We start from the raw sequence: 19,192 nt of genomic DNA on the forward strand, positions 1-19,192 counted from the left end.
TATTCGCTGCCTTGTTCAGCCCCATCATAACAGGATGCAGAGTTCGGGAGTTTCAAGTATAATGGGGGCTATCTGGAACAGGAGGCTGTGACGAATGAAGCCGATTACAATCTTGATTGCGGATGATGAGGCGGAGATCGCTGAACTGATTGCCATACACCTGGAAAGGGAGGGCTATCATACGGTTAAGGCTGCGAACGGAAGAGCCGCTATGCAGGCCGTACAATCCCAACCGGTTGATCTGGCCATACTGGATATCATGATGCCCGAGCTGGATGGTCATGAGGTCACCCGCCAGATCCGCGAGCAGTACCGGATGCCAATTATTTTTTTGAGTGCCAAGGCTACGGATCTGGATAAAATAACCGGTCTGGTCCTTGGAGCAGATGACTATATGACCAAGCCGTTTAATCCGATGGAGCTGGTGGCACGGGTTAAAGCCCAGCTGCGCCGGGCCATGCAGCTGAATCAGCCGGCTGAAGGCGCACACTCTGTGCTGCAGGTTGGCGGTCTGATCATTGATCCGGATAAACGCACCGTCGCAATCTATGGGCAGACGGTGGAGCTCACCCCGAAGGAATTTGACATACTGCAGCTGCTGGCCAGCCACCCGAACAAGGTATTCAGTGCAGAAAATATCTTTGAACAGGTATGGGGCGAGTCTTATTATGACAGCGGCAATACCGTAATGGTCCATATCCGCACCCTCCGCAAAAAGCTTAGCGAGGACCCCAAAAAGTTTGTCAAAACCGTCTGGGGCGTAGGATATACGTTCAATGGTTAGATACAAGCGCAGTTTCCGCACAAGTATGCTGATGCTGTTCGGGCTCAGTATGCTGATCTCCGGTCTCCTTACTTATCTGGTCTATAAAGGGCTCCAGTTCTATTACCATGAAAAGGTTCTGGCAGAGGATGATATTGCCCGCTTGCGGGCTTTTATCTATAGGGTTGGGGATGTTAACTTTTTTTTAATTCTGTTCGTGCCGCTGGCGATCTTCTTTTTTTTCCTGCTGACCAAGCGCTACGCCGCCTATTTTGACACAATTTCCTCGGGTATTCATAATCTCGCCAACGGTGAGTTTAGCTCCAGGGTGGAGATCACCTCTCACGATGAGTTTCAGCTTATAGCCGAAGACATCAACCGGGCGAGCGAGCAGCTGCAAAAAGCTGTGGAGCGGGGGGATTTTGCCGAGAGCAGCAAGGATCAGCTGGTGCTGAATCTGGCGCATGATATCCGGACACCGCTGACGTCGGTATTGGGTTATCTGGATTACATCCTGAACCATACCGATCTGACGGCGGAGCAGACCAAGCATTACACCATGATTGCATACACCAAATCGCAGCGGCTGGAGAAGCTGATTGAAGAGCTATTCGAGATCACGAGAGTCAACTATGGAATGCTTACAGTGGTCAAGGCGCCGATCGATCTCAGCGAGCTGCTGCTCCAGCTTAATGAAGAACTATATCCGCTTTTCGAAAAAAACAAACTGGCATCCAGGCTGCAAATTACGCCCCAGATAGTCATTCCTGCAGATGGGGAGCTGCTTGCCCGCGTCTTTGAGAATCTTCTGACCAATGCGGCGCGATATGGCAAAGATGGCCAATTTGTGGATATACACTGCCGGCTGGAGGAAAGCAATGCGCTGGTCCAGGTCATTAATTACGGAAATTTCATTCCTCCGGATGAGCTGCCCTTCCTCTTCGATATGTTCTATACAGGAGACCGGGCGCGCACCTCGGATGCGAACAGCACGGGCCTCGGGCTTTTTATCGCCAAAAATATTGTCGAGCAGCACGGCGGCACCATCTCCGCAGAGAGCAGTGTAACCCGGACATTATTTGAGGTGCGCTTGCCGCTTCAAGACTGAAATCAGACAGACTTAGTGAATTTAAGGAAAATTTAATTTTTAGGCCACTTTGTATTTAAGCTTTTCCCTGTATTCTGGTGAAACAAACGGTAAAAGGGAGATGCTTGCATTGAAGAAGTGGCTTTTTTTGTGCATTGTTTTGCTGGTCATCGCGTTCAAAATCTATCAAAAAGAAGTGCTGCCGGCCAAGAATCCGGGCATTATAGAGCATGCGGCAGAAATATCTGCTTCTGGAGAAAACACAATAACCATACGTATAGACAAAAAACAAATTTACAAGGGAGATCTCATTCTCGTCAACAAGGACTATCCCGTACATACGAAAGGGGTTGCCAATGATATCATTGAGCTTTCCCGTTATGATGAGCTGACACAAGGGTTTGAATTGCTTGACCGTTCCATCGGGCTGTCCAGGAAGGTAACCGAACGTTTCTCGGAGCTGACCGCAGCGGCTGCCGAGGAAGGGGTGGAAAATTTCCGCATAAGCAGCGGGTACCGGAATCAAGAGGAGCAGGGCAAGCTCTACCGTGAAAAAGGAGCGGATTACGCATTACCCGCTGGGTACAGTGAGCACAACACTGGCCTGTCGCTGGACATTGGCTCTTCGCTCGGAGAAATCAAGAATTCACCGGAAGGGAAATGGCTCCGGGCTAACGCTTGGAACTACGGGTTTATTCTCAGGTACCCCGAAGACAAAACAAATATTACGGGAATTAAATACGAGGCCTGGCATTTCCGCTACGTCGGTCTGCCGCATAGTTTGGTCATGAAGGAGAAGAACATGGTGCTGGAAGAATATCTTGCCGATCTGAAACAGCGGAAGCGCCTGGAAATTACGGTCGCCGACCGCAAATATCTCATGCTATATGTACCGGCTTCCCAATTGGGCAGCGTTCAGGTGCCTGCCGGACATCCTTATACAGTATCAGGGAACAACAGCGATGGGGTCATTGTTACCGTGGAGCTCAGCAAGTGGAGCACATCATGAAGCGGATGGACCGGAAGCTTTTGGCCCTGGGGTTTGCCGTATATTTGTATATATTGATCAAAATTATCTTGTTCAAGTACGCTCCGGTGGAAATTGCTTTCCTCTTGCGCCAGCTGCATAGTGTGATGGAACATCCTGAGATAATTGAGAACGGGCTGGCATATGCCAACTTCACCCCCTTTTTCTCTATTCACCAGAATCTGGACCATCTCTCTAATACGCACGACTTCGTCAATCTGTTTGGGAATATTGCACTGTTTGTTCCCTTAGGGATATTCACCCGGCTATCAGCTAAAGGGGGCTTATTCACTGCGCTTGTACTTTCACTCGGAATAAGCTTTTCTCTGGAAGGCTCACAGCTTCTCTTGTCCATGGGCAGCTTTGATGTCGATGATCTGATTTTGAATGTGCTTGGAGGTCTGATTGGCTACGCCATTTGTTTGGTAGTACCTCAACCTGCTGCTGCTTTTCAAAAGAAATCGTAGGACATAGCTAAATCCCCCCTGTCTTCTTAACTCGGCAAGATCGTGCATTCCCTGGAAATTTATAGGTACTATTAAGTGCCTATGGTACTAAAAAGTACGTACTACTCTTAACCACAGATTGAATTTATAATGTAACCTGTGACGGGCCGAAAAGCCGAACCCGCCTCATGAATTTCACTCAAATCGATAAGGATGGAGGAAGAAATAATGCTAACCCTTGCAGAACGGTATAGTGACGATTTTTAAGAAAACCGGATTGTTGAAAATTCCAACGTGTTCGATTTTGAATTAACGAAAGAAGACATGGAACAAATCGGCAGCTTGAATACGACAACCGAGTTTGACATTATGCTGGATACGCTCGGAGGCTCATCTTACGGGGATGCTCTGAAATTCATGAAGAAAAATGCAGTAGTGGCTACAATCATTAGCGGGCGGGATGCCGTACGTCCCGATTATGTAGACGCAGTAGAAGAAGAACGCTTCTGAAGCCCACCTTATAAGCCAGATGGGGCGGACACGGGGCAAGATCGTCTTGAGTAGTACCAACTAATCTGTTTGATGAGTTGGTATCTTAAAATTTAATAAGTGCAAATTTTCACAATCCAAAAGAGGAGAGATCGCCATGTTTACGAAGATTTTTGAACCGGGCAAAATAGGTAATTTAGCAGTTAAGAACCGGCTGATTGTACCGCCCATGCTATCCGAATACGCCGCGGAAGACGGCAGACTGACTGAACGGTATATCAGATATTACGAGGAAAAAGCGAAGGGCGGCTGGGGCCTGATCATCGCCGAAGATCATGCGATTGAACCCCGGGGCGCCGGGTTCAAGAACATACCAGGGTTATGGTCGGATGAACTCATGGAAGAGCATAAGGAATTGGTTGAACGGGTCCATAGGGCCGGAGCTAAGATAGCGGTCCAAGTATATCATGCGGGCAGAGAAGCGAGCAGTGCAATTATGGGGATGAGACCGGTAGCCCCTTCGGCCATTCAAGATCCGACTCAAACTGAAACTCCTGTTGAATTGACAACAGGGGAAGTAAAGGAGCTGGTGGAAAAATTCGCGCAGGCGATCAGAAGATGTAAAGAAGCAGGCTATGATGCCATTGAGCTTCACGGCGCGCATGGATATTTAATCAATCAATTTGTCTCTCCGTTCTCGAACAAGAGAACCGACGCCTATGGCGGAAATCTGATGAACCGGTTGCGCTTCCCGCTTGAAATTATAGCCAGAGCCAAGGAATTGGTCGGTCATGAATTCCCGATGATATACCGGATTTCTGCAGACGAGATGGTGGAAGGCGGATTAACCATCGAAGATACCAAAGTAATCAGTCAAGTGTTGGAGGCAAATGGCGTGGCGGCCATACATGCTTCCGCCGGCGTTTACAAGAGCGGGGCGATCGTATCTGCGCCTACAGCGATCAGAACGGCCGTATTCTCCGATTACGCCAAAGAAATTAGAAAAGTAGTTAATATTCCGGTATTTGCCGTTAACAAAATTATCTATCCCCATGTGGCGGAGTCGATTCTAAAGGAGGGCAAGGCGGATTTTGTGGCCATGGGCCGGGCTTCCACTGCTGATCCTCAATTCCCGAACAAGGTGAAGGAAGGACGGCTGGACGAAATCATTTTTTGCATCGGCTGCCGACAGGGCTGTCAATGGAGGATCGCTCAGCAAAATCCAGTGTCCTGCTTGGTCAACCCGCTGACAGGCAAAGAAGGCGAGTATGAGCTTCAGAAAGCTGAGGTTCAAAAGAAAGTGATGGTCATCGGCGGCGGACCCGTGGGGATGGAAGCGGCTATTATCGCTGCAAGACGCGGTCATGATGTAACCTTGTATGATAAGAGCGATAAGCTTGGCGGCCAGTGGCTCCTTGCCGCGATCCCTCCCGGCAAAGAACTTTTAAACACCTTTACCGTATGGCAGAAGGGCGAACTTGACCGGTCAGGGGTAAAGGTTGTGTTAAATACAGAGGTAACGAGAGAATTCGTGGAACAAGTAAATCCGGATGAAATTATACTCGCTTCCGGGGCGAATCCAATCATTCCGCAAATTCCAGGTGCGGACAAATCCCATGTCTATGCGGCCAATGATGTGCTTCTTGGAAAAGTGGATCTGGTGGATCCTGTGGTCGTCATTGGCGGCGGTCTAGTGGGAGCGGAAACGGCAGAACATATTGCTGTTCATAACCGGAAAACCTCCATCGTTGAGATGCAACCGGAAATTGCAGCCGATATGGAGCCGGCATCCAAACAGTTTTTGATGCAATCCTTAAAAAATAATGAAGTGAACGCTTATGTGAATTCGAAGGTTCTGGAAATCACGGATACCCGTGTAATTATTGAAACGGAAGACGGGCAACAATCGCTGCCTGCTTCTTTGGTCGTCTTGGCTATAGGATCAAGGTCCAATAACTCATTGGCTTCAGAACTTGGCAAGAAGTACAGTGTTAAAGTGATTGGCGATGCTGCTGTTGTCGGCAAAGCTTTGGAAGGCATAAACCTTGCTTATAAAACGGCTTTGGCCATATAACTTCGTATAAAAATATTGGCGGCTGCCGGATTCTTTTTGCTTAGGTAACCGGTCAATCAGTAGGCGGTCCAGCCGCCATCGGCGGTAACAACCACGCCATTGATAAAGCTCGCTTCATCCGATGCGAGAAAAAGCGCCAGCTGTGCGACTTCTCCCGGCTGGCCCATCCTCGGGTTAATCGCCATTCCCGGCTGTGTCCGTCCCATTCCGAATTCATTAATATGGGTCATGGTGGAGCCGATATTGGTCTCGACACCGCCGGGAGCAATGGCATTACAGCGGATACCCGATTTTGCGTACATGTACCCTGTATTCTTCGTGAATCCGACAACGGCATGCTTTGAAGCGGTATAAGCAGCGCCCGCACGCGCCCCGAACAAACCCCCTATCGAAGCGACGTTGATGATGACCCCTTTTTCTTTTGGCAAAAAGACAGTTAATGCCTTGCGTGTAGCCCGCATCACAGAAGTTGTATTGACAGCAAAGATCCGCTCCCAGTCGGCATCGGCAATATCACCGGCCGGCTCAAAGTTATCCATTATCCCGGCATTGTTGACGAGTATATCCAAGGTTCCATAGGCCGTGACCGTTGTATCGATTAAGCGCTGAATATCTGCTTCGGCAGCAACGTCCGCTTCTATGGCGATTGCTTCTCCGCCGGCGGAGGTAATCTCCTGCACAGTTTCTTTAGCAGCCTCCAGCTTAATATCGGACACGACTACTTTGGCACCTTCGCTTGCATACAGGATTGCTATTGCTTTGCCCATTCCGGAAGCTGCACCGGTTACGACAGCAACCTTATCCCGAAGTCTCATTCTATTTCCTCCAATGGTGTATCAAAAGGTTTGTTAGCTATGCCTAGTATCATGGATTGTGCTTTAATTTATGTATCACGCATCAGATTCGATAGGAGGACAATTTGTGCGAACGATTGGAATCGATATTGGAACGACCTCCATTACGGGATTGGTATATGATTTGGAACACCGAAGGGTCCTTCACCGGCTTACAGCTGAGAATTCAGCGCAGCTTCCCGGCAGCGGGAAAGAATGGGAACGTCTGCAGGATCCTGCCGTTATCCTGCAGCTCGTGCAAGGTATATTGGAGCAACTAATGTCACGGGAGCCTGGGGTTCGTGGTATCGGATTCACCGGACAAATGCATGGGATTCTGTATACAGATGCTGGTGGAAAGCATGTGAGTCCGCTCTATACCTGGCAGGATGGAAGAGGGAGTGTGCCATATGACGAATTCCTCACCCACGCGGAGAAGCTGAGTAAGGATACCGGTTATCCGGTTGCTCCCGGCTACGGGCTGGCCACTCATTTCTATAATCTGAGACATGGTCTTGTTCCAATCGAAGCCGTCAGCTTATGCACCATCGCCGATTATGCCGCCATGAGATTGGCAGCAAGCACAGAGCCGGTGATTGACTCCACGCAAGCTGCCGGGCTGGGATGCTACAGCATCCCAAATGGTGCTTTTGACATGGCGGCTATTGACCGGTCAGGTATCCATACAGACCTGCTGCCCCGGGTGGTTCAATCTGGAACCCTTGTGGGATTAACCCGGCAAGGTGTCCCGGTATACACTTCGCTCGGGGACAATCAGGCAAGCTTTCTAGGAAGCGTTCCCTTTCCTGAGGAGGCGCTGCTGCTGAACATTGGGACCGGAAGCCAATTGTCGGCCATGCTGACCGACTCGAGCGGCAGTATTGAGGGAATGGAAGCACGGCCTTATCCGGGAGGCGGTGTCCTGATGGTTGGTGCCGCGCTGAGCGGAGGGAAATCCTATGCGCTTTTGGAGAAGTTTTATCGTCAAGTCATCGAAGCCTATACTGGACAACCTCAAGGAGAGGTGTATCCTTTATTGGACAAATTATTGGGTGATGGACCTGTCACAACAAGGGGCCTCACCGTGAACCCGCAGTTTCTGGGTACGCGGCTGAACCCGGAAGTGCGGGGGAGTGTGGAGGGGATCACGTTGGACAATTTCACTCCAGACCTGCTGGCCCATGCTTTTCTCCAAGGCATTACCGATGAGCTGTATGCTTTTTATACATCTCTTGAGCAGATGGGTTCCGGGATAACATGGACCAGGCTCGTTGGCTCCGGCAACGCGCTGCGCGCCAATCCGGCTCTGCGCTCGAAAGTGGAGGCACGGTTTGGACTGCCCCTTATCTTGAGTGCTGCTTCCGAAGAAGCTGCAGTCGGAGCAGCATTGTGCGCAGCTGTCGGCGCTGGAGGAATTTCAAGCTTCCAGGAAGCCGGACAATACCTGGGATGAGCAGGTAGAGCGGTTGATTTAACAGCAACAGATCAGAACATCTGCGGAAATTGCTTAATAATCGCCGTGCTTAGCATGTCGGCCATTGCCAAGGCACCTTTTTCGATAGGGTCATAGAGCTGGACACTTTGTTTGTAGTCCTTTTGGAGCAGAGTCACGGCTTCTGCCTTGGTTAATGCCAGATGCTGGTAGAACATTTTTCTGAATTCCTCTTTGGGCAGATACGGATTCAGACGGCTGAGAAATTCCACAATTTGGTCGCCATTGGCATACCATTTCTTCTCGGCTGCGGCGGCCGCCGCCTGGTCTCCAGCTTTAGCGGCTTTGACCAGGTCGGCAGCAATGACAAGATGCTCCTTAATAAGCTGGCCGTAAGCATCACCTGCTGCTGCGCCATAGAAGGGCTTAAGGGCATCTCCCATATCCTGTGCATTCTGCAATAGGCGGGGCAATACAGCATCGATGTCAGGCAACCCGTATACAAGGCTGCGGATGGTGATGATGGTCCAGGCCACATGCTGCTCCCATAGTGTTCTCAGTGGAGTATCAGCTCAACCTGCGCTCTGCTAAAGCATCCCGGCGCTGGCCCCGCATGTATCGGCATGGATTGGTGCATGGCATTAGGGCTTCCCTGTGCGGGGAAGTAGGGTCTCCAATTATACTGCATGAAATATTCCTCCTTAGTTCCTGTATACCCTTATCTTATGGTACACCCGCCCAGGTGGTTCTTCTGAAATAAAAAGGCACGCTTCTCTTCCTCATGAAGGGAAACGCGCCTTTTTAATTGGAAATCTCTAGTCACGCGATATTTAAAGATTAAACAACAGACAACGTGAAGCGGAAGCTGTATGGACGGTTAGACGGAAGCGTGAATTCTGCGTGCGTCGGAGCACCCCAGCTGTCGTCACCGCCGACACCCATTTGTTTGTAATTGACTCTCAACACACTTTTGGTGGAAGGGGCCAATTTATAGGGATGATCGCTGGCTTCCAGTTCTTCCGGCGTCCATGGCAGGACGTTGACTTCGAACGGTAATGTACTTTCCAGGTGTATCCCGTTGCCGGACACGCTCTCGGTAAGGGAAGCAAAGCGCACACCGGTTTTGTTGCCGCACTCCTGCGGACGGAGGTAATGGACGAACTGGTCGCTTACCTTGCCGGAGTAGCGTCCCAGCTTGGCGCTGGTCTGCCGGTCCCAATAATTCTCATGCGGCCCTTTGCCATACCAGGAGATCGTATCCAGCCCACCGTCCAGTTCAAAAAGCAATCCGAACTCGGGGATTTCCGGCAGTCCTTCACCTCCCGGGTTCAATTCCTGTGTGATGTCCACTTTTCCGTCCGGCGTTATCTTATATTGCAGCAGCAGTGTGGATGCAGGTCGGGTTCCCAATTGGTAGCTAACCGTCACGGTGCAGAGATTATCTCCAGTGGTACAGGAGAAGCCTGTAAGTGTTCTGCTGTAAGATACATCCTTCCATACCGCACAGCGTTTATCAAGACCATTGCCCAGATCGTTGTCAGTTACCGCTCTCCAGAAGTTAGGTCTTACAGGAGCCAGCAAGCGCTCTTTACCGGAAGAAGTATAGGAGAACAGATCACCGGTTGCAGTATTGAAGGCCAGAGCAAAGCTGTCTCCCTGTATCGCAACAACATCTGTTTGTTGGGTGACACGCAGCTCAGTTCCGGCTCCATTGGCAACATTAGCGGAAGGGTTTACTCCGCCACTTGGCGGCAGTACAAATTGTTCCCAGGCAATCTCATGTCCTGCTTCAGACCATGCGGTCACTGAAGGTTGAGTAAAGGATAGGGTCAATACGGCTTCCTTCTCACCCGCAAAAGTGCTTCCATCGTAAGGAATGGCACATTCAGCAGTTGCTCCCGGTTCAGCAGAGACCTGGGTTACGCCTGCCTGCACTACCATACCATTCAAGGCAACTGTCCATTTCAGATCGTACTCTGCCAGGTTCGTAAACAAATAATTGTTACGGATTTCAAAACGGCCTTCTGCCAGCTCCACAGCGGTTATCTTTACATTCTGGTAGCATTTCTTAACCTCCAGCAGCTTGGGGGTAACGCCGCGGTCCGCGAACAGCAGCCCGTTGCCGCTGAAGTTGCCGTCATGCGGATTTTCTCCGAAATCTCCGCCATAAGCCAGATATTCGGTTCCATCTGCGGTTTTGGTGCGGATCGCCTGATCTACCCAATCCCAGATGAATCCGCCTTGAATGATATCATATTGGTCGAACAGCTCTGTATATAAATGCAGCCCTCCGCACGAGTTGCCCATTGCATGGCTGTATTCACAGAGAATATAAGGCTTCTTCGGATCTTTCTTCGCATACTCTACAACATCCCACGGCTTAATATACATTGTGGATTCAATATCGCTTGCCGCATCCGACGGACGGTAATGGAAGGTACCTTCATAATGAACGACCCGGCCAGGATCAGCTTCCCGCAGATAGTCATGCATGGCAATAAAGTTATCTCCCCCGAAGGACTCATTGCCGAGCGACCAGATCACCACGGAAGGGTGGTTTTTGTCTCTTTGCATCATGGAATTGCAGCGGTCGAGCACGTTGGCGCGCCATTCCGGCCTGCTGGCAGGCACGTTCCCGTCATGCAGCTCTTGTTGACCATACTGCCAGGAACCGTGCGTCTCCAGATTGGTTTCATCGATCACATAGAGTCCATATTCATCACACAGCTCATACCAGATGGATTGGTTCGGGTAGTGGGAAGTGCGCACGGCATTGATATTGTGGGACTTCATCAGTTTAATGTCGCGGATCATATCCTCTTTACCGAGTGCCCGGCCGGTTTCACAGGAGAACTCATGGCGGTTCGTACCTTTGAAGACGATGCGTTTCCCGTTAATCTTCATCAGCCCGTCCTTAATTTCAAACGTGCGGAAGCCCACTTTACTGCTGACCGCTTCCTGCAACTCCCCCTGTTCGTTCTTCAAGGAGAGGACAAGGGTATACAAATACGGCTTCTCGGCACTCCATTTATCCGGTCCGCTTACTGCTGCTCCGAGCTTCAGCTGCTGTAATTCACCGTCCCCAAAAGCAACCCCGGCAGACACCGGAGCAGCCCACACGGTTTGGCCTTCAGCATCATACAGCTGCATTTCAACCGTATATGGGCCTGCTTTTACATTAAAATAATCCTCAACCTTCACATCCACATTCAGTTCCGCATCAGCATAATGTTCATCCAGGTCAGTATGGACAAAAAAGTCGGCAATGTGTACGGGTGGGGCTGTATATAGATAGACATCGCGGAAAATCCCGCTAAGCCGCCAGAAATCCTGATCCTCCAGCCAGCTTGCATCACACCAGCGGTAGACCTCTACCGCCAGCTTGTTCTCGCCTTCCTTCAAGTATGCCGTTATATCGTATTCGGAAGGGGTGAACGTATCTTCACCATAACCCGCCAATTCACCATTCACCCACACATAAAAAGCGGCTTCAACTCCCTGAAAGCTGAGATAGACCGGCTGGCCCGCCCAATTCTCCGGCACTGTGAAGGTACGGATATATGAACCTACCGGATTGTATACCGTCGGGGCAAAAGGTGGCTTCAACTCCGGCTCAGAAACTGCCCACGGATACCGGACATTGGTATATTGAGGGTAGTCATACCCCTGAAACTGCCAATGGGAGGGAACGGGAATTTCCGCCCAGCTGCTGCTGTCATATTCCGCTGTATAGAAGTCCTTAATACGCTGCTCCGGTGTTTCTGCAAAAGCAAATTTCCAGCTCCCGTTCAGCAGATGGTAATTAGGCGACGCTGCCCGCTCCCCCTTCAAGGCTTCGGAAATACTGGGGTATGAGATCATGGAGGCATGCGCATCCAGACGGTTCAACTGAAAGATTTCAGGGTTGTTATTCCATTCAGGATATCCGTTGGCAGGCGGCTCATAGGTAAATTTGTTGCGCACATTAACATCTCCTTATATTATTATATTCATATTATAAAAGGGCTACTCTTCAAGAGATATAGAAGAATATTCGCATGTATATCACAATATGAAACAGGAGAATGGACATGGAGAGCACACTGGTCTTCTGCGAGACGGAAGAAATGGCAGCCTTGCCGCTGTATGCGACTACGATCGGATTCTGGGAGCATCAGCCGGAAATGGAGCGGCCCGCAGGGTTCCCGGACTATCAGCTGCATCAGGTTCTTGAAGGCAAAGGAGAACTGTTCTTGAAGGACAAACATTACATTGTGGAGCCGGGGGATGTCTTTTTTCTTTTTCCGCATGTGGTTCATGCCTATGCGCCAATCAGCGCAGCCTGGAAGCTGTCCTGGGTTTCTTTTAATGGAAGAGAGGCGGGAAGCCTGCTCGCGTATGCCGGAATCCGGGAGTCTGGAACGGGGAGGTTAAGCGGGGTCACACTACTGGAGCCTCTGCAAAAAATGCTGGAGCTTTCGCATGGCAATAGTCTCCAGATGAATCTGGAGCGATCCAAGCTGATGTATGCACTGATGCTGGAGCTCAAAGTCCAGCTGACGGCACCGGCAGGCGGACCGGATGAGCTGGAACGCCTCAAGCCGGTGCTGCAGCATATCGAAAGCAACCTGCACCGGACACTGCCGCTCAAAGAATTGGCCGAGGTAGCTTCGATCTCGCCGCAATATTTATGCCGTCTGTTCCAGCGGACGCTGCACGAACGGCCGGTAACCTATATCAACAAGCAGCGGATCAACCGCAGCAAGCAGCTGATGTTCAGCGGCAGGGAGAAGAAGATTTATGAGATAGCAGAGCAGGCGGGGTTTGAGAACACGAGCTACTTTTGCGCGGTCTTCAAACGGGTCACCGGCATGAGGCCGGAGGAGTTCAGGCAGCTGCATGGGCTGGAGGGCTGAAGACCGCAATAGGCAGCAGAAAGACCGTGAACGGTGTTCACGGTTCTTCCTTATACGGTTTGCCGGACCTAGCCGAAGGTCAGTGCGAACCATAAATAAACCTCTCAACCGCCTCAGCCGCTGTCCGGACATCCGGGACCGAGTTGTCAATTTGCAGGATGTTTTCCGCCGGAAGCGGCCAGGCTATCGTGCGGCTGCCCAGTGAAGCGCTGAACATCTCCCAATTCTGAAACTTCCAGGCATCCAGCGGCGAATGCCTGCCCTCAATCCGTTCCCGGTACAGCCCGGCGTTACCCAGACTCACCAGGACAACCTTTACTTCAATTTCCTCCAGGGTCCGTCCGATCCGGGCAAGCTCATCTCCGATCCATCCCGGATCAGCGGCTTCTTTGGTGAATGGACCCACCACAAACACATCACAATCCAGCCCCATATTGTCAAGCGCGGCATCCATGGTGATCCGGTAGCCCAGATCGCGGCATAACCGCTTATATTCGGCAGAATCCCGGTCAGCGGGGTCCAGCCCGTGCATCTTCATAATGACATCGGCAGCTGGCCGGAGCAGGATATCCATATCCAGAACAGCGGCTTTACGGCGGGACGCAACGGCTTTGGCCAAGGTCGTTTTGCCCGCCCCCGCCGGTCCCAGGAAAAATACAAGCTGGTTCATCGCTTTCACTCCTTACCTGAAAATATCATTTCATTATCGTATCATTTTTCATCCTGAAAATCTCCTGCCTTTGAACGTAAAATCACTGACAGCCGGCAGATTGAAATGTTACCTTGTTGGTATAGAATTGCTGGAGGTGGTCCCATTGCGAGAGAATAACGGAGAGCTAACCTATTCCTTAACCGGGGAAGACGGGGGAGCCGGGGAGTACTATCGGGACGTTGCCCTTTTGACAGATGAAGTTCTGGTGAAATTGCATGAAGACCCATCTATAGCCAAGTTTGGCCGGTATATAGCCTTAAGAAAGCTGGAAACCTGGAATCCCGATATCTATGCGCTGGAATGGCTGATGATTGGCGTACTGTGGAATGTATATCACTCTAGAGCAACTGTGGGAAGTGTGTATGCAGGCCAGCTTCTTTCTTCACTGTACAGGCTTAGAAGCCGAAGCCGCGAGGCGCGCAGAGCCGTGGACCGGCTGAAGGGGATTGCTGGGACTACCGTACTCGCCCTGCGCCACAAAGCTGTTGAGCGGATACAGCTGCATTCATTTGCCAGACTGCTTGGATGGCTGCGCGCCAGCGGAGAATTCGAGCAGGAGAGCAGGCGGCTGAAGATCTGGCTGGATTTTCTCAGAGGATTGCCGGGTAAAGAGAGCGCAGGCATACTGCATCGGGCTGTACAGAAGGCTTCTTGGTTTGAGCGGCGCAGTCTGGAGTGCCTCGGCAGCTATACTTCCAAGGTAGAGACTTATATTGAGAATAACCGCCAGCGGTTGAAGTGGCAGGAGAATCGTATTTTCTGCAGCCGGGAACGGGTGGAGTACCATTTGAACATGGTCGGAGCTGACATCATGAACCGGGTTTTTCACGCTGGCTTCCAAGCGGCACCTGAGAAGATAGTATTCCTGCCCATCTGCATGCGCAACAAACCTGCCGGGGCTTGCCGGGCAGTACAGGAAGGACCGGGATATGTGTGCAGACGCTGCTCCAAAACCTGCCGGGTACATGCAGTTACAGCGATGGCTGAAACCTGTGACAGCAAGGTGCTGATGATTCCGCATGCCTCAACAGCCTTTGGGAAAGAACGCATCCCTGAGGGAAAAGTCGGTATTGTCGGCATAGCCTGTGTGCTGAATCTCATCCCCGGCGGCTATAAAGCCCGTGATATGGGATATCTTCCGCAATGTGTGCTGCTCCATTACTCAGGCTGTGTGATGCATTGGCATCCGGAGGGCATCGAGACCTGTATCGATATGGACCGTCTGCAGCTTATGCTGGAACAGGGTAAGCCTTCAAGCAAAAGCTGAATAAAATATAAAAACAAACACATAGAAAAAGAGGCCCATTTGAATGAACAATCGCAAATATCAACTTTTCTGCTTACTGGCGGCTGGAATGCTGCAAATAGCCGGGTGTGAAACCCGGCCAGCTGCACAGCCAGATCAAGTCCCGCAGATTCAGGCAGAGAAGAGCAATCAAGGCAAAGCTTCAGCAGAGAACAGAGGAACAGGCAGGGAATATATCTTTCAGGACAGTGACAAGACGCTGTTGACCGAGGAAAATCTCAGCAACATCGACAGCAGAATGCTGGAGCTGGCGAGGAATGAGATTTTTGCCCGGCATGGCTTAGTATTCAAGCGGCCGGACCTGAAAGACTATTTTGCGGGCAAACGCTGGTATACTCCCGATGAGGATTACAATGGAAGCCTGTCGGATACAGAAAGCAGGAACATTAAGCTGATTCAAAAACATGAAAAGCTCATGTCTGCCAACCAACTGGAAAAATTGTGGGACGTGGATGATCATGTGCTGGGTTATCCGCAGGGCGATGAGTCTATCCGGCTTCCGGCGGCAAATGTAGATTTGAATGGTGACGGAACCGTTGAGCATATCCAAATGACTTTAACCCAACATTACGAGGTCACTGACGAATGGAGCCTCTCGGTGAATGATTCTAAACTGAAAATTGAGCTGTCTGATTCATACTCCACTTCATATTTCAAAATTGTAGATTCAAATATCAATGACCCATACTTTGAAATCGCTTTGGAGGATAGCAATGAGTCTGCGCAGTTCACAACGGACTATTACTATTACAATGGGCATGACCTGATACATATGGGAACGCTGGACGGGCTCACTGCCAATGCGCAGTCTTTGGATGGACATGGAACAGTAACAACATCGAGACAAGCTATTGACCTTCAATGCTGGTTCTATCTTGAAACATTTAAGCTGGACGGCGAGCATATGTGGAAGGAATCCCCGGCTGATTTTTATCCCATGGAGCCACCTACGCCTTGGGTAGCCAAAGTACGTTTTCCTATCTATACAACCTCAGGGCAAGACGATATTCTCAAGTGGGTAGAGCCAGGGGATTCAGTCTATTTCCAGGGCGGAGACACGGAGGGGAAGGGAAAGATTAAGACAGAAGATGGTACAACAGGTTGGATTCAAGTCAAGGATGGCCATCTTTCCGGAACGGATACAGATATTTATGACTGCTTTGAGGGACTGCTGTTGTATGGCTGACCCGTTTGACAACTAAACCGTCCAGACGGTATAGTGATTTCAGGACGGTGATGATATGAGCAAAGAAGACGAAGAAAAAATCCCGAAGCGGATGCTTATTATACTCGCTGCCATAGAGGTTATGCGTGAGCTGGGCGGAGAGCAATTGACGCTGGAGCTGGTTGCCAGGCGGGCCGGAGTCAGCAAAGGCGGCTTGCTGTACCATTTTCCGGGTAAAGAAGCGCTGGTTAATGGTGTAGTGGAAACGTTGACGAACAGCTTTGAGGCCGATTTGGAAAAAAGAATTGGTGCGGATCAAATCCGCAGCGGGAAATGGAGCAGGGCTTATATTGAATCCACCTTCGACGAAGCCGGTGCAGGCAATGATATAGGAACAGTGCTAGCTTCAGCGCTTTTCCTCAACCCGGAATCCTTGAACGGAATTCGCAGCGCTTATACGGAATGGCAGCGGAATATTGAAAATGACGGAATAGACCCCGTACAATCGACCATTGCCAGACTAGCTGCTGACGGCTTATGGTTTGCGGAGATGTTTGGCCTTGCCCCTCCAGACAAAGAATTGAAGCAGCGGGTACGTGACGAATTGCTGCGCTTAACAAAGGAGGAGAAGTAATGGCTTATTTCTTGCTAGCGGTATCCATTGCCAGTGAACTGCTTGGAACTTCGATGCTGAAAGCTTCCCAAGGCTTTACACGGCTGATACCGTCTATTGTGACAGTGGTTGCATTCGTATGTTCCTTCTATTTCTTGTCGATCTCGCTGAAGTCCATTCCCTTGAATACAGCGTACGCCATTTGGTCAGGGCTTGGTACGGTAATTACAGTCATTGTGTCGGTCGTAATCTGGAAGGAAAAGATTAATACCGCCAGCATCGTCGGCATCACCCTCATCATCATTGGCGTGGTTGTGCTGAATTTGCTGGGTCCGGGACATGGAGCTTCTGAAGATCAACAATCTAGCAATCTGCATTCTGCGGCTGCTCGTAAGTAGCCTCTTTTTTTCGCAACCATCTATATACCCACTCCATATGTAAAATATTTACATAGAGTATATTGTATTTATATTTCACAGAATGGAGTGATAGAAATGGGTTTTTATGTTCAAAACAACACCCCTAACACCATATGGGTTGCTGTGGGCCACTATGATCCTAATTGTAGTCCTACCACTTATGTTAAAGAGGGTTGGTACCGGATAGTACCAGGTAGGCGTTCACTCATTGTGTCGGGATCTGCCGCCAATCAAAGATTCTATATCTACGGGCATGACAACTTCGGTAATACTTGGGGTGGTGATTTCAACACCTATATTCCTAGTTCAGTTTTCACAATGTGCTGGGTAGAAAGATGCCAAGGCACAGGCTGTAATAGAGTAGGGTTTGATGAAATCATTGTCGGCAATTTCCAAAACTACACATTGACCCTTACCAATGGAGCCCAAGGTGCATCAAGAGCAAGAAATACTAAAATATCGAAAAAAGGAGCCCGCAAATTCAAATTAGGCAGATTCAGCATTAAGAAGACACCTGGAAAGTTAGGCAAGTTAGGCAGAGTGGTTAGACCATTACGCAGCAGATAGGAAGAGAGCGCCGAAGAACCAGGTAAGAGCATAAGCTATGAATCCAGAAATCGGAAACGGCTCGCAGGAACAGCATCTGCGGGTCGCTTTTGAATACATACGTCGACAATCTTAATATATCATGATATATTATTATGTATAATCGTGAAAAATTAGAGTCAGGAGATAGTGAAAGTCATGAACGAACCGACTTCATCCAAGCCGATGTATGAGAAAATATTTGACGAAGTGAAGGAGAGCATATTGACTCAAGCCTACCGGCTTGGAGAGCGTGTCCCTTCCGAGAAAGAGCTTGCCGATACCTATAACGTGAGCCGTATCACCAGTAAAAAAGCACTTGAGATGCTGGCCGCAGAGCACCTAATCGTCCGCAAACCGGGCAGGGGCTCGTTCGTAGCAGATCCAGCCGCTGAACCGCAGGAACTGACGACCGCAGCAGGTACCGGGAGGACCGCAATCAACACAGAGGAAAAGACCATTGGGCTGATTATAACCGACTTTGGCAACAGCTACGGGACCGGGCTGATTTATGGCATGGAACAGGCCTCGCGCGATAATGATTGTTTCCTGGTTCTGCGGAGGACCTTCGGTATTCCCGAGAATGAGGAGCAATCCATCCAGAAGCTGCTCAACCTGGGCGTGGACGGGCTCATCATTTTCCCGGCTCAGGGTGAATACTTCAATGCTGAAATTCTCAAGCTGGTCATTGGCCGTTTCCCGCTGGTACTGGTGGACCGGCATTTGAAAGGGGTTGCCGCCGCATCGATCAGCTCGGATAATCTGCAGGCTGCGCTAGAAGCCACCGAGTATTTGTTTGATCTGGGGCATACGCATATATCGTTTTTGTCACCTCCTCCGGTAGATACAACAGCCGTAGAAGACCGGATTGAAGGCTTCATTCAGGCTCACGCCCAGCGGGGAATTATGGTGGATAAGGAGCTGTGGGTCAGCGACCTGACTTCGACCCTGCCGAAGTTTTTTAACCCGGATAACATTGAAAGGGACATCACGCGTCTGATCTCCCATTTGGAGAGCCACCCTTCCATTACGGCACTGTTTGCCATTGAGTACAATATTGCTCTGCTCGCCAAGACTGCAGTAGAACGCCTGGGGCTGCGAATTCCTGAAGACATTTCAATTATTTGCTTCGACAGTCCGCCAACCCATCTCGGCGGCGGTTATTCCTTCACCCATATGCGCCAGAATGAAGAAGAGATGGGGCGGATTGCAGTGGAAAATGTGCTGAGTCTGATGAACGGGCAGCCCGTACCCAATAAGGTAATGCTGGATGCGAAGCTGATCCCCGGCAGCTCGACCGGGCCTGCATCCCGCAAAAAAAGACATTAGCGGGAGACCCCATTCTA

The 19,192-nt window shown here is 50.2% G+C and carries 17 protein-coding genes and 1 pseudogene; 14 read left to right on the plus strand and 4 right to left on the minus strand.

Annotated elements, in window-relative coordinates:
* The first annotated feature begins 94 nt into the window (after nt 1–94).
* From BLQ82_RS08265 to BLQ82_RS08290, 6 genes and pseudogenes are all read left to right on the plus strand, one after another.
* On the plus strand, nt 95–784 hold the full coding sequence (locus BLQ82_RS08265) for a response regulator transcription factor (RefSeq protein WP_062528355.1): 690 nt from the start codon (nt 95–97) through the stop codon (nt 782–784).
* On the plus strand, nt 777–1,871 hold the full coding sequence (locus BLQ82_RS08270; protein WP_062528354.1) for a sensor histidine kinase: 1,095 nt from the start codon (nt 777–779) through the stop codon (nt 1,869–1,871). The genes BLQ82_RS08265 and BLQ82_RS08270 overlap by 8 nt, the downstream gene beginning before the upstream one ends.
* Before the next feature lie 109 nt (nt 1,872–1,980).
* The gene (locus BLQ82_RS08275; RefSeq protein WP_062528353.1) at nt 1,981–2,859 is read left to right on the plus strand and encodes a M15 family metallopeptidase; all 879 of its coding nucleotides are present in this window, start codon (nt 1,981–1,983) and stop codon (nt 2,857–2,859) included.
* The gene (locus BLQ82_RS08280; RefSeq protein WP_244280729.1) at nt 2,844–3,344 is read left to right on the plus strand and encodes a VanZ family protein; all 501 of its coding nucleotides are present in this window, start codon (nt 2,844–2,846) and stop codon (nt 3,342–3,344) included. The genes BLQ82_RS08275 and BLQ82_RS08280 overlap by 16 nt, the downstream gene beginning before the upstream one ends.
* Before the next feature lie 246 nt (nt 3,345–3,590).
* A pseudogene (locus BLQ82_RS08285) lies at nt 3,591–3,833 on the plus strand (hypothetical protein); the annotation flags it as partial.
* Between the two features lie 136 nt (nt 3,834–3,969).
* Entirely contained in the window at nt 3,970–5,886 is a 1,917-nt protein-coding gene (locus tag BLQ82_RS08290; RefSeq protein WP_062528350.1) for an oxidoreductase, read from the plus strand.
* Between the two features lie 56 nt (nt 5,887–5,942).
* Here the strand turns inward: BLQ82_RS08290 and BLQ82_RS08295 are convergent, their stop codons facing one another.
* Complete coding sequence (locus BLQ82_RS08295; protein ID WP_062528349.1) at nt 5,943–6,701, minus strand: SDR family oxidoreductase; 759 nt, start codon at nt 6,699–6,701, stop codon at nt 5,943–5,945.
* 106 nt (nt 6,702–6,807) lie between these two features.
* Here BLQ82_RS08295 and BLQ82_RS08300 point away from each other — a divergent pair, with 106 nt between their 5' ends.
* Nucleotides 6,808–8,172 (plus strand): sedoheptulokinase, encoded by a 1,365-nt coding sequence (locus BLQ82_RS08300; protein ID WP_062528348.1) that lies wholly within the window; start codon nt 6,808–6,810, stop codon nt 8,170–8,172.
* A 32-nt stretch (nt 8,173–8,204) separates the two neighbouring features.
* On the opposite strand, the gene BLQ82_RS08305 is transcribed toward BLQ82_RS08300, so the two are convergent.
* Together BLQ82_RS08305 and lacZ are read right to left on the minus strand one after the other, a co-directional pair.
* Nucleotides 8,205–8,711, minus strand: a complete 507-nt coding sequence (locus tag BLQ82_RS08305; protein WP_062528347.1) for a hypothetical protein — start codon at nt 8,709–8,711, stop codon at nt 8,205–8,207.
* Between the two features lie 277 nt (nt 8,712–8,988).
* Nucleotides 8,989–12,114 carry a beta-galactosidase, LacZ type gene (lacZ, locus tag BLQ82_RS08310; protein ID WP_062528346.1) on the minus strand — a complete coding sequence of 1,042 codons (3,126 nt, stop codon included), beginning with the start codon at nt 12,112–12,114 and terminating at the stop codon, nt 8,989–8,991.
* Between the two features lie 107 nt (nt 12,115–12,221).
* Between lacZ and BLQ82_RS08315 the strand changes: the two genes are divergently transcribed.
* Entirely contained in the window at nt 12,222–13,046 is an 825-nt protein-coding gene (locus BLQ82_RS08315) for an AraC family transcriptional regulator (protein WP_062528345.1), read from the plus strand.
* Between the two features lie 79 nt (nt 13,047–13,125).
* Here the strand turns inward: BLQ82_RS08315 and BLQ82_RS08320 are convergent, their stop codons facing one another.
* Nucleotides 13,126–13,716: a P-loop nucleotide/nucleoside kinase family protein gene (locus BLQ82_RS08320; RefSeq protein WP_062528344.1), complete on the minus strand. Its 591-nt coding sequence runs from the start codon at nt 13,714–13,716 to the stop codon at nt 13,126–13,128.
* A 145-nt stretch (nt 13,717–13,861) separates the two neighbouring features.
* Here BLQ82_RS08320 and BLQ82_RS08325 point away from each other — a divergent pair, with 145 nt between their 5' ends.
* The 6 genes from BLQ82_RS08325 to BLQ82_RS08350 all read left to right on the plus strand — a co-directional run bounded on the left by BLQ82_RS08325 (nt 13,862) and on the right by BLQ82_RS08350 (nt 19,175).
* Nucleotides 13,862–15,025 carry a DUF116 domain-containing protein gene (locus BLQ82_RS08325; protein ID WP_062528343.1) on the plus strand — a complete coding sequence of 388 codons (1,164 nt, stop codon included), beginning with the start codon at nt 13,862–13,864 and terminating at the stop codon, nt 15,023–15,025.
* Nucleotides 15,026–15,068: 43 nt separating this feature from the next.
* Nucleotides 15,069–16,250 carry a YARHG domain-containing protein gene (locus BLQ82_RS08330; RefSeq protein ID WP_062528342.1) on the plus strand — a complete coding sequence of 394 codons (1,182 nt, stop codon included), beginning with the start codon at nt 15,069–15,071 and terminating at the stop codon, nt 16,248–16,250.
* A gap of 55 nt (nt 16,251–16,305) precedes the next feature.
* Nucleotides 16,306–16,863 (plus strand): TetR/AcrR family transcriptional regulator, encoded by a 558-nt coding sequence (locus BLQ82_RS08335; protein WP_062528341.1) that lies wholly within the window; start codon nt 16,306–16,308, stop codon nt 16,861–16,863.
* Nucleotides 16,863–17,240 (plus strand): DMT family transporter, encoded by a 378-nt coding sequence (locus BLQ82_RS08340; protein WP_062528340.1) that lies wholly within the window; start codon nt 16,863–16,865, stop codon nt 17,238–17,240. Before BLQ82_RS08335 ends, BLQ82_RS08340 begins: the two co-directional genes overlap by 1 nt.
* A 96-nt stretch (nt 17,241–17,336) precedes the next feature.
* Nucleotides 17,337–17,828, plus strand: coding sequence for a DUF1036 domain-containing protein (locus tag BLQ82_RS08345; RefSeq protein ID WP_074648044.1), 492 nt, complete (start codon nt 17,337–17,339; stop codon nt 17,826–17,828).
* Between the two features lie 177 nt (nt 17,829–18,005).
* The gene (locus BLQ82_RS08350; protein WP_062528339.1) at nt 18,006–19,175 is read left to right on the plus strand and encodes a GntR family transcriptional regulator; all 1,170 of its coding nucleotides are present in this window, start codon (nt 18,006–18,008) and stop codon (nt 19,173–19,175) included.
* The last annotated feature ends 17 nt before the right edge of the window (nt 19,176–19,192 follow it).

The sequence above is a fragment of the Paenibacillus jilunlii genome, from assembly GCF_900102965.1.
GTDB lineage: Bacteria > Bacillota > Bacilli > Paenibacillales > Paenibacillaceae > Paenibacillus_AQ > Paenibacillus_AQ jilunlii.

Bases quoted from the DNA above. Each gene is read 5' to 3' on its own strand.
- BLQ82_RS08290 (WP_062528350.1), top strand. From the start codon at position 3,970: ATGTTTACGAAGATTTTTGAACCGGGCAAAATAGGTAATTTAGCAGTT.
- BLQ82_RS08265 (WP_062528355.1), top strand. From the start codon at position 95: ATGAAGCCGATTACAATCTTGATTGCGGATGATGAGGCGGAGATCGCT.
- BLQ82_RS08330 (WP_062528342.1), top strand. From the start codon at position 15,069: ATGAACAATCGCAAATATCAACTTTTCTGCTTACTGGCGGCTGGAATG.
- BLQ82_RS08270 (WP_062528354.1), top strand. From the start codon at position 777: ATGGTTAGATACAAGCGCAGTTTCCGCACAAGTATGCTGATGCTGTTC.
- BLQ82_RS08340 (WP_062528340.1), top strand. From the start codon at position 16,863: ATGGCTTATTTCTTGCTAGCGGTATCCATTGCCAGTGAACTGCTTGGA.
- BLQ82_RS08345 (WP_074648044.1), top strand. From the start codon at position 17,337: ATGGGTTTTTATGTTCAAAACAACACCCCTAACACCATATGGGTTGCT.
- BLQ82_RS08295 (WP_062528349.1), bottom strand. From the start codon at position 6,701: ATGAGACTTCGGGATAAGGTTGCTGTCGTAACCGGTGCAGCTTCCGGA.
- BLQ82_RS08350 (WP_062528339.1), top strand. From the start codon at position 18,006: ATGAACGAACCGACTTCATCCAAGCCGATGTATGAGAAAATATTTGAC.
- BLQ82_RS08320 (WP_062528344.1), bottom strand. From the start codon at position 13,716: ATGAACCAGCTTGTATTTTTCCTGGGACCGGCGGGGGCGGGCAAAACG.
- BLQ82_RS08335 (WP_062528341.1), top strand. From the start codon at position 16,306: ATGAGCAAAGAAGACGAAGAAAAAATCCCGAAGCGGATGCTTATTATA.
- BLQ82_RS08315 (WP_062528345.1), top strand. From the start codon at position 12,222: ATGGAGAGCACACTGGTCTTCTGCGAGACGGAAGAAATGGCAGCCTTG.